We start from the raw sequence: 13,267 nt of genomic DNA, 5'->3' as shown, positions 1-13,267 counted from the left end.
CTACAACGCGGCGCCCTGCTTGTCTCGCCCATAAGGGGCGAAGAGTCGGGCCGGAGCAACCGGAACCAGGGATTGTGCCGAGCCTTGATTGGCACGTGCCGCTGCGCTCAGTTGCGCGACCTGGGCCCGGGCCGCGTCTGCCTCGGCCTGATGGCGGCGTGCGGCCCGTCGCCAGCGGCGCTGGCCGATCCAGGTCGCGCAGCCGCCGGCGATCACGCCCAGGATCGCAACCGCGAGGATCAAGGCAAACAGCGGGACCGAGGCCGCAAGCGCCGGATCCGTCGCGTTGAACGGATCGAACGATACGGTAACGAAATGCCGATTGGCGACGGCAAAGACGACGAACAACACCAGAAGCGGAAGGACGATCACAACCGTGAGGAATTTTCGCATGCGCTCGCTCGTATCAGTCTGGCCGGACTCGCCTCGAAATCAGCCGCGAACGACCGGCACGTTCGGCGCAAAACGCGTCACTCGTCCGTATCGTCGGACTCGGCGCTAGCGCCACCGGGATGGTCCCGATTCAGCCGCTCGCGCATTTCCTTGCCCGTCTTGAAGAACGGGACGCTCTTCTGGTCGACCGGGACATGGGCGCCCGTCCGTGGATTGCGCCCGGCGCGGGCCGGCCGGTGCTTGACCGAGAACGCACCGAAGCCACGCAGCTCGACGCGATCCCCGCGGGCGAGCGCCGCGACGATCTCATCGAGGATCGCATTGACGATGTTCTCGACATCCCGCTGGTAGAGGTGCGGGTTGTGCTCGGCGATACGCTGAACAAGCTCGGATTTGATCATCGAGAAAATGTACCCGGGGAGACAGTCCCATTTCCGTGAAAATATGCAGGACTGTCAAGACGCTAAATCATTCATCGGGCCCGTGAATCGGCTTTCGTGGCCCAATCTCGGGCCACGCCGCGGCACACGCTCCACGTGTCAATCGTCATGACCATGGTCTTGGCGGGTTTCAATTCCCCGGCGCGGGCGTCCACAGCGCCAGCATGCCGTCGAGGCCGATCCGATCGACGGCCTGGACGACGCCGGTGCGCTCGATCTGCCGCGCGATGCCGGACAGACCGACGGCGTCGAGCACCACCGAGGTCGCGGTCCGCAGGAAGGTGAGGTCGCCGAAGCGCGGCACCAGCTTGTAGTCGCGGACCGGCAGATCCTTTTTGACGTTCTTGTTGGCCACCAGCCAGGCGACCGCGGTCTTCTCGTCGCCGAGCTCGTCGATCAACTTGAGCTCGATCGCCTGCCGTCCGGTGAAGACGCGGCCGTCGGCCACCTTCTCCAGCTGCTCATCGTTCATGGCGCGGCGATCCTTCACCAGCCCACGGAACCAGGCATAGGAATCCTTGACCAGGGCGTCGAGCGCGGCGCGCGCTTCCGGGCTGGTCGGCTCATAGCCGTTCGGCGCAGCCTTCAGCGGCGAGGATTTCACCTCCTCGATCTTCACGCCGACCGTCTTCAGCAGCTCGCTGACATTGGGATACTGGAACAACACGCCGATCGATCCGACCAGCGAACTCTGCTGCGCGACGATGTGATCGGCGGCGATCGCGCCGATGTAACCGCCGGAGGCGGCGAGCCCCTCGACCACGACGACGAGCGGCTTCTTCGCCTTCAGTCGCACCAGCGAATCGTAGAGCTGCTCGGAGCCCGCGGTGGTGCCCCCCGGCGAGTTGATGTGAACGACGACGGCCTCGGCCGACGAGTTCTCGAGCCGCTCGAGCGCCTCGACGCGCTCATGGTCGCTGCGGATCAGGCCCTCGATGTTGACGCGGGCGATCGAGCCGGAGGTGGACAGCGCGGTGCGCCCGCGCGGCGACATCGCGAGGCCGATGGCGGAAAGAGCAGCAACCGCAATCAGCACTGCGACCACCCGCCAGAACGTCAGCTTGCGGCGCAGCCTGCGGCGATCGACGATCACATCGGAATCAAGCGACATGGACAGCTCCTGGAAGTCTCGGCGCGTTTTGCATCCGCAGCCTGAATATCTCGTTATCCGATTACATCAATCGCGGCGCAATTTGAAGAAAGGAAGGCTCGCCCCGGGGCCACCGAAGGGTCGGGGGGCTCGGCGCAGGCTTGCCGTTTTCGACCATCGAATTTTGCGCTCATCTTTCTCCACGTCGTCATGGCCGGGCTTGTCCCGGCCATCCACGTCGTTCGGCTTCTTGGGAGCCACGTGGATGCCCGGGGACAAGCCCGGGCATGACGGAGTAACTAAGCTCCAGGTTCGTTCGCCGCGACATATGAGCATAGGCGATAGGTGGGACGCGGTCTGGACGACATGTCTCGGCGCCACAAAAAAAGCCCCGGCGCGAGCCGGGGCTTTGATCTGATCACGCGGTCCGAAGCCTTACTTCGAATCGCGGTTCTTGAGGGCGGTGCCGAGAATGTCGCCCAGCGTCGCGCCCGAATCGGACGAGCCGTACTGCGCGATGGCTTCCTTCTCTTCCGCGACTTCCAGCGCCTTGATCGACACCTGGACCTTGCGGGCCTTCTTGTCGAACTGGATCACGCGAGCGTCGACCTTCTCACCGACGGCGAACCGCTCGGTGCGCTGATCGTTGCGATCGCGCGCCAGCTCGGAGCGCTTGATGAAGGTGGTGAAGTCGGTGCCGGTGATCTTGACGTCGATACCGCCGTCCTTGACGTCCAGCACTTCGCACGTGACGACCGCACCCTTCTTGACATCGCCCGGCTCGGCGAAGGGGTCGCCTTCGAGCTGCTTGATGCCGAGCGAGATGCGCTCCTTCTCCACGTCGACGTCGAGCACCACGGCCTTGACCATGTCGCCCTTCTTGTAGTTGTCGATGACCTGTTCGCCGGGCTGCTTCCAGTCGAGGTCCGACAGATGAACCATGCCGTCGACGTCGCCTTCGAGACCCAGGAACAGGCCGAACTCGGTCTTGTTCTTGACCTCGCCCTCGACCACCGAACCCGTCGGATGCTTCTCGACGAAGACCTCCCACGGATTGCGCATGGTCTGCTTGAGACCGAGCGAGATGCGGCGCTTGACGGAATCGACCTCGAGCACCTGCACTTCGACCTCCTGCGAGGTCGACACGATCTTGCCGGGGTGCATGTTCTTCTTGGTCCACGACATCTCCGAGACGTGGATCAGGCCTTCGATGCCCGGCTCGAGCTCGACGAACGCGCCGTAGTCGGTGATGTTGGTGACGCGGCCGTGGAAGCGGGCCTGCAGCGGGTACTTGGCCTCGATGCCCTGCCACGGATCGTCCAGCAGCTGCTTCATGCCGAGCGAGATGCGGTGGGTCTCGTGGTTGATCTTGATGATCTTGACCTTGACCGTCTGACCGATGGAGAGCACCTCGGTCGGATGGTTGACACGGCGCCAGGCGATGTCGGTGACGTGCAGCAGACCGTCGATGCCGCCGAGGTCGACGAACGCACCGTAATCGGTGATGTTCTTGACGACGCCGTCGATGACCTGACCCTCTTCGAGGTTCTGCACCAGCTCCTGGCGCTGCTCGGCGCGGGTCTCTTCCAGCACGGTGCGTCGCGACACGACGATGTTGCCGCGGCGACGGTCCATCTTGAGGATCTGGAACGGCTGCGAATTGTTCATCAGCGGCGCGACGTCGCGGATCGGACGGATGTCGACCTGCGAGCGCGGCAGGAAGGCGACTGCGCCATCCAGGTCGACGGTGAAGCCGCCCTTGACCTGGTTGAAGATGACGCCGTTGACCTTTTCGTTGTTCTGGAACGCCTTCTCGAGCTTGCCCCAGCTCTCCTCGCGGCGCGCCTTGTCGCGTGACAGCACGGCTTCGCCGAGCGCGTTCTCGATGCGGTCGAGGAACACTTCGACCTCGTCACCGACCTTCAGCTCGCTGTCGCGGCCGGGACCAGAAAATTCACGCAGCGCCACGCGGCCCTCGGTCTTCAGGCCGACGTCGATGACCGCCATGTCCTTCTCGATCGCGACGACCTTGCCCTTGACGACGGAGCTTTCCTGAAGGTTGCCCTTCGTGAAGGACTCGTCCAGCATCGCGGCAAAATCATCGCGGCTGGGATTGTAGGAATTAGCAGAGATACTCGAAGCCATTGGTTCTCCAGATGCGGACATTCTCGCCAGCTTGGGGTTGATCGGCGCATCGGATGGGCAGTGCCTGGAGGTCCACAAATCCCCAGACGTCCGCGGGTGCGCGAAAAGCGCAACGACGCGGGCCGGCAATGCCTGCACATGCGATACGTATGAAGTTTCGTCCGGCTGATCGGACCCGATTGAACCGCAATCGAGCTATCGACGGTCAAGGGCGGGAGCGGGCGGTTCCTCCAATGACATCAGCGGAAATCAAGCCCGCTGACGGCCCGCTCGAACGGCCTCGACGATGTCGATGGCGGCCCGGACGCCGCTCTCTATATCCAAATGGGAGTTATCAAGCAAGATAGCATCCGGGGCTTGTTTCAAAGGGGCGACCGCGCGGTTCTGGTCACGCTCGTCCCGCGCCAGGATGTCAGCCAGGATCGCCGCCTCGTCGGCGGGCTCGCCGCGCGATTGCGCCTCCAGGGTGCGACGATGCGCCCGGATCCTTGGATCGGCGACGACGTAGATCTTCACCTCGGCGTCAGGGCAGATCACGGTTCCGATGTCGCGGCCGTCCAGCACGGCGCCCGGCGGCCGGCTCGCGAACTGGCGCTGGAAGGCGACCAGCGCCTCGCGCACCCGGGGCAGCGCCGAGACCACGGAGGCGGCGGAACCGACCGCGTGCGACCTGAGCGCCGGGTTGTCGAAGGTCGAGGGATCCAGGTTCATGGCAGCCGCCGCGGCCCGCGCCTCGTCCCTCAGGTCGATGCCGGCGGTCAGCAGCGCATGCGCCACGGCACGGTAGATGACGCCCGTATCAAGGTGCCTGAGGCCATAATGCGCCGCAAGGCGCTTGGCCATGGTGCCCTTGCCCGACGCGGCCGGGCCGTCGATGGCGATGATCATGCGAAATCCGCGCCCGCCTTGCGCATCAGCGGGATGAAATCGGGGAAGCTGGTGGCGATGAAGGCGGTATCGTCGACAGTGACCGGCTTGTCGGAGGCCAGGCCCATGACCAAAGCGGACATCGCGATGCGATGGTCCATGTGGGTGGCGACAACGCCACCGCCCGGGACGTGGCCGCGGCCCTCGACGATGAGGTCGTCGCCGGAGATCTCGACCTTGACGCCGTTGACGCGCAGCATCGCCGCGGTGGCTTCCAGCCGATCGGATTCCTTGACCCGCAGCTCGTGCAGGCCACGCATCACGGTCGTGCCCTCGGCATAAGCCGCAGCGACGGCAAGGACGAGGTATTCGTCGATCATCGACGGCGCGCGCTCCGGCGGCACGACGACGCCCTTGAGCTTCGAGGCGCGCACACGCAGGCGGGCCATCGGCTCGCCGGCATCGCCGCGGACGTCGTCCTCCTCGATCGAGGCACCCATCTCCCGCAAGGTCGTGAACAGGCCGGTGCGCAGCGGGTTGGTCATGACGTCCGATAGCACGAGGTCCGATCCATCGACGATCAGGGCAGCGACCAGCGGGAACGCGGCCGAGGACGGGTCGGCCGGCACGATCACCGGCGCACCGCGCAGCTCAGGCTGTCCGGTCAACGCGATCCGCCGGCCATGCGATCCTTCCGGTGTGGTGACGATCTCGGCGCCGAAATGCTTCAGCATCAGCTCGGTGTGGTCGCGGCTCGCCTCCTGCTCGATCACGGTGGTGACGCCGGGGGCGGCGAGGCCGGCGAGCAGGACGGCCGACTTGATCTGGGCCGAGGCGACCGGCGTACGATATTCGATCGGAATGGGGTTGCTGGCGCCCTGCAGGGTTAACGGAAGCTTGCCGCCCTCGGCGCTGGCGGTCACCTTGGCCCCCATCAGCGCCAGCGGATCGAGGATGCGGCGCATCGGGCGGCTGCGCAGCGAGGCGTCGCCATCGAACACGGCAGTGATCGGACAGCCGGCGACCGCGCCCATGACCAGCCGGCAGCCCGTGCCGGAGTTGCCGAAATCGAGCGTCGCGGCGGGCTGGGCGAAGCCGCCGACACCGACACCATGCACGGTCCAGGCGAATTCGCCGGTGCGTTCGACCTTGGCGCCGAGCGTCCGCATCGATTTGGCGGTGTTGAGGACGTCCTCGCCTTCCAACAGGCCGGAAATCCGGGTTTCACCGACCGACAGCGCACCCAGGATCAGCGCCCGGTGCGAGATCGACTTGTCGCCGGGCACGCGAATCGTGCCCGCAAGAGGGCCGGATGCGCGGGATTCGAGTGGGGTCGGGGCGGCTGACGTGCTCACGGCGGGATCCTCGTGTTTCCGAGCGGCAGGTATCACAGGGTCCCGCGCCCGTCACGGGCCGTGATTTCCGGTTGAAAGCGCTATTGACAGCGGCGCGGCAACTAGCCAAGTGAGACACCGCTTTTCAGACATTGCCAGGACGCCTGCACGTGGCCAAATCCGAGCTCGGAACCAAACGCATTTGCCCGACCACGGGCAAAAAGTTCTATGACCTCAACAAGAATCCGGTGATTTCGCCCTACACCGGCGAGGTCGTGCCGATCGCGCCCGTCGCTCCGACCCGCGCCATGCGCGGCGAGGCGGCTCGGGCCGCGGCGACGGCAGACGTGGCGCCGGAGGCCGCGGAGGCCGAGGAGCTGGTGTCGCTCGAGGAAGCCGATGCCGAGGAGAACACCGGCAAGGTTAAGGCCGTCGTTCCCGAATCGGAAGACGACATCGAGATCGACGAGACGCTCGACGACGACGAGGATGATGACTCGACCTTCATCGCCGACGAGGAAGAAGGCGACGAGGATGTCACGGACATCATCGGCGATGTCGGCGGCGACGAAGAATAATCGTCGAAGGTACTTGAGATCAGCCGCGAACTGTGGTTCACGGTGCTCCCCGGCGGTCACCCAGACCGCCGGTTCGGTTCAGGGGCCATAGCTCAGCTGGGAGAGCGCTTGCATGGCATGCAAGAGGTCGGCGGTTCGATCCCGCCTGGCTCCACCACGCTTCGCCCGCCGGGCTACGCGTGGCGCAGCCACGACGGAGCCCTGAGGGCGAAGCGTGGTGCCCGGCGAAGCCCCTTGGCGAAGCCGGGCTGCTCAGCAACAAAATCCTCCAGCGCCAACTTGACCCGGCTGACAACGCCGTCGGTGCGCACCAGAATGCGGCCCCGCCATCCTTAGCGGCGAGCACGCCTGCATGTGGTACGTCTACGTCATCCGGAGCGTCAGTTTTCCCGATCAGGAATATGCAGGCGCGACCGCTGACATCAAACAGCGCCTCGAGGATCACAACGCCGGGCGCTCTGCCCATACCTCGAAATTTTTGCCGTGGGCGCTGGTCTGGTATTGCGCCTTCCCGGACAAACATCGCGCTTTGGCCTTCGAGGCCTACCTCAAGTCGCACTCAGGCCGCGCCTTCTCGAAGAAGCGGCTGCTTGGCCGTTCCTGAGGGCTCACCCCTCCACCGCCGCATCGAGCCGCTCGCGCAGCTTCACCAGCTTGCCGTGCAGATCCGCGAGCTCGGCGATTGAGCAGCCCATCGCGTCCAGGATCGCTGGCGGCACGATGGCCCGCGCCTTCTCGCGCAACGCCGAGCCCTGCGCGGAGAGCGTGACCAGCACCTGGCGCTCGTCCTGCGCCGATCGCGTCCGCTTGAGCAGATGCAAGGCCTCCATCCGCTTCAGCAGCGGCGTCAGCGTGCCGGAATCCAGGAACAGCCGCTCGCCGATCTCCTTCACCGACAGTCCGTCGCGCTCCCACAACACCAGCATGACCAGATATTGCGGATAGGTCAGTCCGAGCCGGTCGAGCAGCGGCTTATAGACGCGGTTGAAGGCGTGGGCGGTCGAATAGACCGCGAAGCAGAGCTGGCTGCGGAGCTGCAGCGGAACGTCGGCAGTGGTCTTCTTGGGCATCGTCACACCAGGAATGGATCGTCGGGTGCATCTTGGGCGTTGCGAAAGGGATCCGGCAACGACCGGGACGCACCGATCACGATTTTTCTACCGAACAATTATATTGTGTGCAATCTAATTGCGTGCAATATTACTAGCGCTGAATTCCACACCCCACCCGGAGACACCCCATGTCCGTGAACGTGCTCTACAAGACCAGCGCCAAGGCCACTGGCGGCCGCGACGGCGAGGCTGCAACCCTCGACGGCTCGCTGAGCGTCAAGCTGTCCACCCCGAAGGAGCTCGGCGGTGGCGGCGGCCCCGGCAACAATCCGGAGCAGCTGTTCGCCGCCGGCTACGCCGCCTGCTTCATCGGCGCGATGAAGTTCGTCGCGTCCCAGGGCGGCCCGAAGGTTCCGTCCGATGCGTCGGTGACGTCCACGGTCGGCATCGGCCCGCGCTCCGAGGGCGGCTTCGGCATCACCGTCGAGCTCGCGGTCTCGCTGCCCGGCCTCGCCAAGGCGGACGCCGAGGCGCTGGTCGAGAAGGCCCACCAAGTGTGCCCTTACTCGAACGCCACCCGCAACAATGTCGACGTCAAGTTGTCGGTCGTCTGAGACTGAATTCCGCCTTGCGGCAGGAGACGCGACGCGCTCCTGCCGCAGGCTTGCCCTCTGTTTTCGCCAGGGCGGCATTCGCGCAAGCTCGTTTGCGCGAGCGCTGCGGCAATGCTTAATGACCGCGAGTTGAAACCAACCTCGCGATCATCCTGATGACCCCTCAATTTGCTCCCGGCGCCATGGCCGGCCTGCGCGTGATCGATCTCACGCGCGTGCTCGGCGGCCCCTATTGCACGCAGATCCTGGCCGACCACGGCGCCGACGTGATCAAGGTCGAGCCGCCCGCCGGCGACGAGGTGCGCGACTGGGGCCCTCCGTTCCACGACGAGGACGCGGCCTACTTCGTCGGCATCAACCGCAACAAGCGCTCGATCGGCCTCGACCTCGCCTCCGAGGGCGGCCGCGTGGTGCTGCTGAAGATGCTCGAGACCGCCGACGTGCTGATCGAGAACTTCAAGCCTGGCACGCTCGAGAAGTGGGGCATCGGCAGCGACGTGCTGCGCGAGAAATTCCCCAAGCTCGTGCACTGCCGCATCTGCGGCTTCGGCGCCGACGGACCCCGCGGCGGCAACCCCGGCTATGACGCGATCATCCAGGCGATGACCGGCATGATCGCGGCGACCGGTTCACCCGAGAGCGGCCCGATGCGGATCGGCGTGCCCTTGGTCGACATCACCACGGGCCTCTATGCGGCGATCGGCATCCTGATGGCGCTGTCGGAGCGGCAGCGGTCGGGCCTCGGACAGTTCCTCGAGGTCACGCTGTACGAGACCGGGCTTGCGATCATGCACCCGCATACCGCGAACTACTTCATGCACGGCAAGCCGCCGTCGCTGACCGGCAACGAGCATCCGAACCTCGTTCCCTACGCGATCTTCCCGACCAGGACCGACGATATCTTCATCGGCGTCGGCAATGACGGCACCTTCCGCAAGCTCGCGAAGGAGATCGGCCGCCCCGAGCTCGGCACCGATCCGCGCTTCGCGCGTAACCGGGACCGGGTCGCCAATCGCGAAGCGCTGCGCGCCGAGCTCGCCGCCGTGTTCAGCCAGTTCGAGGCCGAGCCGCTGTGCGACCGCCTGCTCGCGGCCGGCCTGCCGGCGGGACCGGTGCAGAAGATCGATCAGGCGCTGACCAATCCGCACACGCTCCATCGCGGCGATGTCATCGAGAAGGACTGGTACAAGGGCGTGGCCTCGCCGATCCGGCTCGAGCGCACCAAGCCTAGCCTGCGCGCGACGCCGCCGAAATTCAGCCAGCACGCCGCGGAGGTACTTGGCGAGTTCGGTTACTCGGCGACGGAGATCGAGGCGCTGCAGGCCGCGGGAACCGTCTGCACGCAACGCAAACGCTGATCGCATTGCACGCGCTCCGTCGCCGCGTCGCACCCGGACGCGGTGACGAAGCACAGCGGTTGACCGCTTTTCGCGGGCGCGCTGCACACCGCTTTCCCGCCTGAGATCATACGTCTATACATTCACATAACTGTCATCTGGCGCTGTTAACGGCCGCGACGACGATGACGTTCATGGGAGGATCATTTTGATGTCATTTCGACAAATCGCTGCCGCGACTGCCGTTGCAGCCACCTTTGGTTTTGCTGCTTCACCCGCACTCGCGGTGACTGAAATCCAGTGGTGGCACGCCATGACCGGCGGCAACAACGACATCGTCAACAAGCTCGCCGAGGAATTCAACGCCTCGCAGAGCGACTACAAGGTCGTGCCGACCTTCAAGGGCGCCTATCCCGACACGATGAACGCCGGCATCGCCGCGTTCCGCGCCGGCAATGCTCCGCACATCATGCAGGTGTTCGAGGTCGGCACCGCGACGATGATGAGCGCCAAGGGCGCCATCAAGCCGGTCTATGAGCTGATGAAGGAGGCCGGCGAGCCGTTCGATCCGAAGGCCTATCTGCCGGCGATCACCGGCTACTATTCGACCTCGAAGGGCGACATGCTGTCGTTCCCCTTCAACTCGTCCTCGATGGTGATGTGGATCAACAAGGACGAGCTGAAGAAGGCCGGCGTTGCCGAGATCCCGAAGACCTGGCCGGAAGTGTTCGACGCCGCCAAGAAGCTGAAGGCGGCCGGTCACGAGACCTGCGGCTTCTCCAATGCCTGGGCGTCCTGGGCCCATATCGAGCAGTTCTCGGCCTGGCACAACGTGCCGATCGGCACCAAGGCCAACGGCCTCGACGGCTTCGACACCGTGCTGGAGTTCAACAGCCCGCTGCACGTCAAGCACCTGCAGAATCTGGTCGAGCTGCAGAAGGACAAGACCTACGACTATTCCGGGCGCGGCTCAGCCTCCGAGAGCCGCTTCGGCTCGGGCGAATGCGCGATCTTCATGACCTCGTCGGGCTACTACGCCACCGCCAAGAGCACCGCGAAGTTCGACTTCACCTCGGCGCCGATGCCGTATTATCCGGACGTGCAGGGTGCACCGCAGAACTCGATCATCGGCGGCGCCTCGCTGTGGGTGATGGGCGGCAAGACGGCGAACGAATACAAGGGCGTCGCCAAGTTCTTCACCTTCCTGTCGGACACCAACCGCCAGGCCAAGCTGCATCAGGAGTCCGGCTATCTGCCGATCACCACCGCGGCCTACGAGAAGACCAAGGCCGATGGCTTCTACGACAAGAACCCGGTGCCGCAGACGCCGCTGAAGGAGCTCACCAACAAGCCGCCGACCGAGAATTCGCGCGGCCTGCGCTTCGGCAACATGGTGCAGATGCGTGACGTCTGGGCCGAGGAGATCGAGGCCGCACTCGCCGGCAAGAAGACCGCCAAGGAGGCGCTGGATTCCGCCGTTGCCCGCGGCAATGCCATGTTGCGCACCTTCGAGAAAACGGCCAAGTAAGGAAACTGCAAAGTAAGACCGTCCCAGAGGCTTCCCCTCCGCTCCGAGGGGAAGCCTCACTTCTATCCCTCTCGCGGCGCGCTCCATGGAAAAGTCGGTCGTCTTCAACGGCAAGCTCCTGCCCTACCTGCTGCTGGCGCCGCAGCTCGCGATCACGCTGATCTTCTTCTATTGGCCGGCCAGCCAGGCGATCTGGCAGTCCTTCCTGCGCGAGGACGCCTTCGGCCTCAATTCCGAATTCGTCGGGCTCGAGAACTATCAGGCGCTGTTCGCCCAGCCGGAATATTACACCGCCATCGGCACGACCGTGGTGTTCTCCTCGCTGGTCACCGTGCTGTCGCTCGGCGTCGCGCTGCTGTTCGCGACGCAAGCCGACAAGAACCTCAAGGGCGCCTCTGCCTACAAGACGCTGATGATCTGGCCCTACGCGGTCGCGCCCGCGATCGCCGGCGTGCTGTGGTTCTTCATCTTCCACCCGACCTTGGGCACACTGGCGCGCCCGCTGCGCGTCATGGGCTTCAACTGGAACCCGATGCTCGACGGCACCCACGCCATGATCCTCGTCGTCATGGCCGCGGTCTGGAAGCAGGTTGCCTACAACTTCCTGTTCTTCCTCGCCGGCCTGCAGGCGATCCCCAAGAGCGTGATCGAGGCCGGCGCGATCGACGGCGCGGGTCCGCTGCGCCGGTTCTGGACCATCATCTTCCCGCTGCTGTCGCCGACCACCTTCTTCCTGCTCGTCGTCAACATCGTCTACGTGTTCTTCGAAACCTTCGGCATCATCGACGCGGTCACCGCCGGCGGCCCGGCCGGCTCGACCACCACGATGGTCTACAAGGTGTTCGCCGACGGCCGGCTCGGCGGCGATCTCGGCGGCTCCGCCGCGCAATCGGTCGTGCTGATGGTGATCGTGATCGCGCTGACCGCGATCCAGTTCCGCTATGTCGAGCGCAAGGTGCAGTACTGATGGTCGAGCATCGCCCGCTCCGGGACCTCGTCGCCTACATCGTGCTCTCGCTGGGCGTGCTGATCTTCGCCTTCCCGGTCTACGTCGCCTTCATCGCCTCGACCTATGACGCGGCGACCGTGGTCAGCGGCAATTTGCCGCTCACGCCGGGCGGCCGGATGCTTGAGAACTACTATCGCGCGGTCTTCGTCGGCGGCTCGCGGTTCATGAACCAGCCCGTCGGCGTGCTGCTCCTGAACTCGTTCGTCACCGCGATCGGCATCGCGGTCGGCAAGATCCTGATCTCGATCCTGTCGGCGTTCGCGATCGTCTATTTCCGCTTCCCGTTCCGCAAGACGGCGTTCTGGATCATCTTCATCACCTTGATGCTGCCGGTCGAGGTCCGCATCTACCCGACCTACAAGGTCGTCGCCGACCTGCGCATGCTCGACACCTATGCCGGGCTGATCCTGCCGCTGATCGCGTCCGCGACCGGCACGCTGCTGTTTAGGCAGTTCTTCATGACCGTTCCGGACGAGCTGCTGGAGGCCTCGCGCATCGACGGCGCCGGACCGCTGCGGTTCTTCTGGGACACGCTGCTGCCGCTGTCGATGACGACGGTGGCGGCGCTGTTCGTGATCCAGTTCATCTATGGCTGGAACCAGTATCTCTGGCCGCTGCTGATCACCACCAAGGATTCGATGCAGACCATCGTGATCGGCATCAAGAAGATGCTGACCACCACCGACGAGCTCGCCGAATGGCAGCTCGCGATGGCGACCGCCGTGCTGGCAATGCTGCCGCCGGTCGCCGTCGTCGTCTTCATGCAGCGCCTGTTCGTGAAGGGCCTCGTGGAGACGGAAAAGTGAGAGGAGCGAAGTGCGGATGGCGAGGGGCGAATAGGGGTATTCGAACATGAGGACCCATTCGCCTTCCCTATTCG

The 13,267-nt window shown here is 64.8% G+C and carries 14 protein-coding genes and 1 tRNA gene; 8 read left to right on the top strand and 7 right to left on the bottom strand.

Going from position 1 to position 13,267, the window contains the following annotated elements; translation table 11 throughout:
* The 6 genes from HL666_RS13690 to aroA all read right to left on the bottom strand — a co-directional run bounded on the left by HL666_RS13690 (position 1) and on the right by aroA (position 6,290).
* The gene (locus tag HL666_RS13690; RefSeq protein ID WP_172181915.1) at positions 1-393 is read right to left on the bottom strand and encodes a lipopolysaccharide assembly protein LapA domain-containing protein; all 393 of its coding nucleotides are present in this window, start codon (positions 391-393) and stop codon (positions 1-3) included.
* A 77-nt stretch (positions 394-470) separates the two neighbouring features.
* Positions 471-794, bottom strand: coding sequence for an integration host factor subunit beta (locus HL666_RS13685; RefSeq protein WP_172181913.1), 324 nt, complete (start codon positions 792-794; stop codon positions 471-473).
* Positions 795-963: 169 nt separating this feature from the next.
* Positions 964-1,944: a signal peptide peptidase SppA gene (gene sppA, locus HL666_RS13680; protein ID WP_172181911.1), complete on the bottom strand. Its 981-nt coding sequence runs from the start codon at positions 1,942-1,944 to the stop codon at positions 964-966.
* A gap of 414 nt (positions 1,945-2,358) precedes the next feature.
* Positions 2,359-4,068 carry a 30S ribosomal protein S1 gene (gene rpsA / locus HL666_RS13675; protein WP_172181909.1) on the bottom strand — a complete coding sequence of 570 codons (1,710 nt, stop codon included), beginning with the start codon at positions 4,066-4,068 and terminating at the stop codon, positions 2,359-2,361.
* A gap of 249 nt (positions 4,069-4,317) precedes the next feature.
* Entirely contained in the window at positions 4,318-4,956 is a 639-nt protein-coding gene (gene cmk, locus HL666_RS13670) for a (d)CMP kinase (RefSeq protein ID WP_172181907.1), read from the bottom strand.
* A complete protein-coding gene (gene aroA / locus HL666_RS13665) occupies positions 4,953-6,290 on the bottom strand; it encodes a 3-phosphoshikimate 1-carboxyvinyltransferase (RefSeq protein ID WP_172132545.1) in 1,338 nt (445 codons plus the stop codon). Before aroA ends, cmk begins: the two co-directional genes overlap by 4 nt.
* Positions 6,291-6,439: 149 nt before the next feature.
* Between aroA and HL666_RS13660 the strand changes: the two genes are divergently transcribed.
* The 3 genes from HL666_RS13660 to HL666_RS13650 all read left to right on the top strand — a co-directional run bounded on the left by HL666_RS13660 (position 6,440) and on the right by HL666_RS13650 (position 7,451).
* On the top strand, positions 6,440-6,847 hold the full coding sequence (locus HL666_RS13660) for a TIGR02300 family protein (protein ID WP_172113573.1): 408 nt from the start codon (positions 6,440-6,442) through the stop codon (positions 6,845-6,847).
* A gap of 81 nt (positions 6,848-6,928) precedes the next feature.
* Positions 6,929-7,004: transfer RNA gene (locus HL666_RS13655), tRNA-Ala, on the top strand.
* Between the two features lie 195 nt (positions 7,005-7,199).
* Entirely contained in the window at positions 7,200-7,451 is a 252-nt protein-coding gene (locus tag HL666_RS13650; protein ID WP_172181905.1) for a GIY-YIG nuclease family protein, read from the top strand.
* Between the two features lie 4 nt (positions 7,452-7,455).
* Here HL666_RS13650 and HL666_RS13645 read toward each other — a convergent pair whose 3' ends face one another.
* Positions 7,456-7,917, bottom strand: coding sequence for a MarR family winged helix-turn-helix transcriptional regulator (locus tag HL666_RS13645; protein WP_172181903.1), 462 nt, complete (start codon positions 7,915-7,917; stop codon positions 7,456-7,458).
* A gap of 170 nt (positions 7,918-8,087) precedes the next feature.
* Here HL666_RS13645 and HL666_RS13640 point away from each other — a divergent pair, with 170 nt between their 5' ends.
* From HL666_RS13640 to ugpE, 5 genes are all read left to right on the top strand, one after another.
* Positions 8,088-8,513, top strand: coding sequence for an organic hydroperoxide resistance protein (locus HL666_RS13640; RefSeq protein ID WP_172181901.1), 426 nt, complete (start codon positions 8,088-8,090; stop codon positions 8,511-8,513).
* 155 nt (positions 8,514-8,668) lie between these two features.
* Positions 8,669-9,871: a CaiB/BaiF CoA transferase family protein gene (locus tag HL666_RS13635; RefSeq protein ID WP_172113577.1), complete on the top strand. Its 1,203-nt coding sequence runs from the start codon at positions 8,669-8,671 to the stop codon at positions 9,869-9,871.
* A 190-nt stretch (positions 9,872-10,061) separates the two neighbouring features.
* Positions 10,062-11,378, top strand: coding sequence for a sn-glycerol-3-phosphate ABC transporter substrate-binding protein UgpB (gene ugpB / locus HL666_RS13630; RefSeq protein ID WP_172113578.1), 1,317 nt, complete (start codon positions 10,062-10,064; stop codon positions 11,376-11,378).
* 85 nt (positions 11,379-11,463) lie between these two features.
* Positions 11,464-12,345, top strand: coding sequence for a sn-glycerol-3-phosphate ABC transporter permease UgpA (gene ugpA, locus HL666_RS13625; RefSeq protein ID WP_172113579.1), 882 nt, complete (start codon positions 11,464-11,466; stop codon positions 12,343-12,345).
* The gene (gene ugpE, locus HL666_RS13620; protein ID WP_172113580.1) at positions 12,345-13,193 is read left to right on the top strand and encodes a sn-glycerol-3-phosphate ABC transporter permease UgpE; all 849 of its coding nucleotides are present in this window, start codon (positions 12,345-12,347) and stop codon (positions 13,191-13,193) included. The genes ugpA and ugpE overlap by 1 nt, the downstream gene beginning before the upstream one ends.
* The last annotated feature ends 74 nt before the right edge of the window (positions 13,194-13,267 follow it).

This window comes from Bradyrhizobium aeschynomenes (assembly GCF_013178945.1).
Lineage (GTDB): Bacteria > Pseudomonadota > Alphaproteobacteria > Rhizobiales > Xanthobacteraceae > Bradyrhizobium > Bradyrhizobium aeschynomenes.
The sequence above is the reverse complement of the archived record's forward strand: the minus strand, read 5'-3'. Positions and strand labels throughout refer to the sequence as shown.

What these genes read in the sequence shown, in the direction of transcription:
- ugpB (WP_172113578.1), top strand. Translation starts at nt 10,062, where the DNA reads ATGTCATTTCGACAAATCGCTGCCGCGACTGCCGTTGCAGCCACCTTT.
- ugpE (WP_172113580.1), top strand. Translation starts at nt 12,345, where the DNA reads ATGGTCGAGCATCGCCCGCTCCGGGACCTCGTCGCCTACATCGTGCTC.
- HL666_RS13645 (WP_172181903.1), bottom strand. Translation starts at nt 7,917, where the DNA reads ATGCCCAAGAAGACCACTGCCGACGTTCCGCTGCAGCTCCGCAGCCAG.
- HL666_RS13690 (WP_172181915.1), bottom strand. Translation starts at nt 393, where the DNA reads ATGCGAAAATTCCTCACGGTTGTGATCGTCCTTCCGCTTCTGGTGTTG.
- HL666_RS13650 (WP_172181905.1), top strand. Translation starts at nt 7,200, where the DNA reads ATGTGGTACGTCTACGTCATCCGGAGCGTCAGTTTTCCCGATCAGGAA.
- HL666_RS13685 (WP_172181913.1), bottom strand. Translation starts at nt 794, where the DNA reads ATGATCAAATCCGAGCTTGTTCAGCGTATCGCCGAGCACAACCCGCAC.
- HL666_RS13635 (WP_172113577.1), top strand. Translation starts at nt 8,669, where the DNA reads ATGACCCCTCAATTTGCTCCCGGCGCCATGGCCGGCCTGCGCGTGATC.
- HL666_RS13640 (WP_172181901.1), top strand. Translation starts at nt 8,088, where the DNA reads ATGTCCGTGAACGTGCTCTACAAGACCAGCGCCAAGGCCACTGGCGGC.
- rpsA (WP_172181909.1), bottom strand. Translation starts at nt 4,068, where the DNA reads ATGGCTTCGAGTATCTCTGCTAATTCCTACAATCCCAGCCGCGATGAT.
- cmk (WP_172181907.1), bottom strand. Translation starts at nt 4,956, where the DNA reads ATGATCATCGCCATCGACGGCCCGGCCGCGTCGGGCAAGGGCACCATG.
- sppA (WP_172181911.1), bottom strand. Translation starts at nt 1,944, where the DNA reads ATGTCGCTTGATTCCGATGTGATCGTCGATCGCCGCAGGCTGCGCCGC.
- ugpA (WP_172113579.1), top strand. Translation starts at nt 11,464, where the DNA reads ATGGAAAAGTCGGTCGTCTTCAACGGCAAGCTCCTGCCCTACCTGCTG.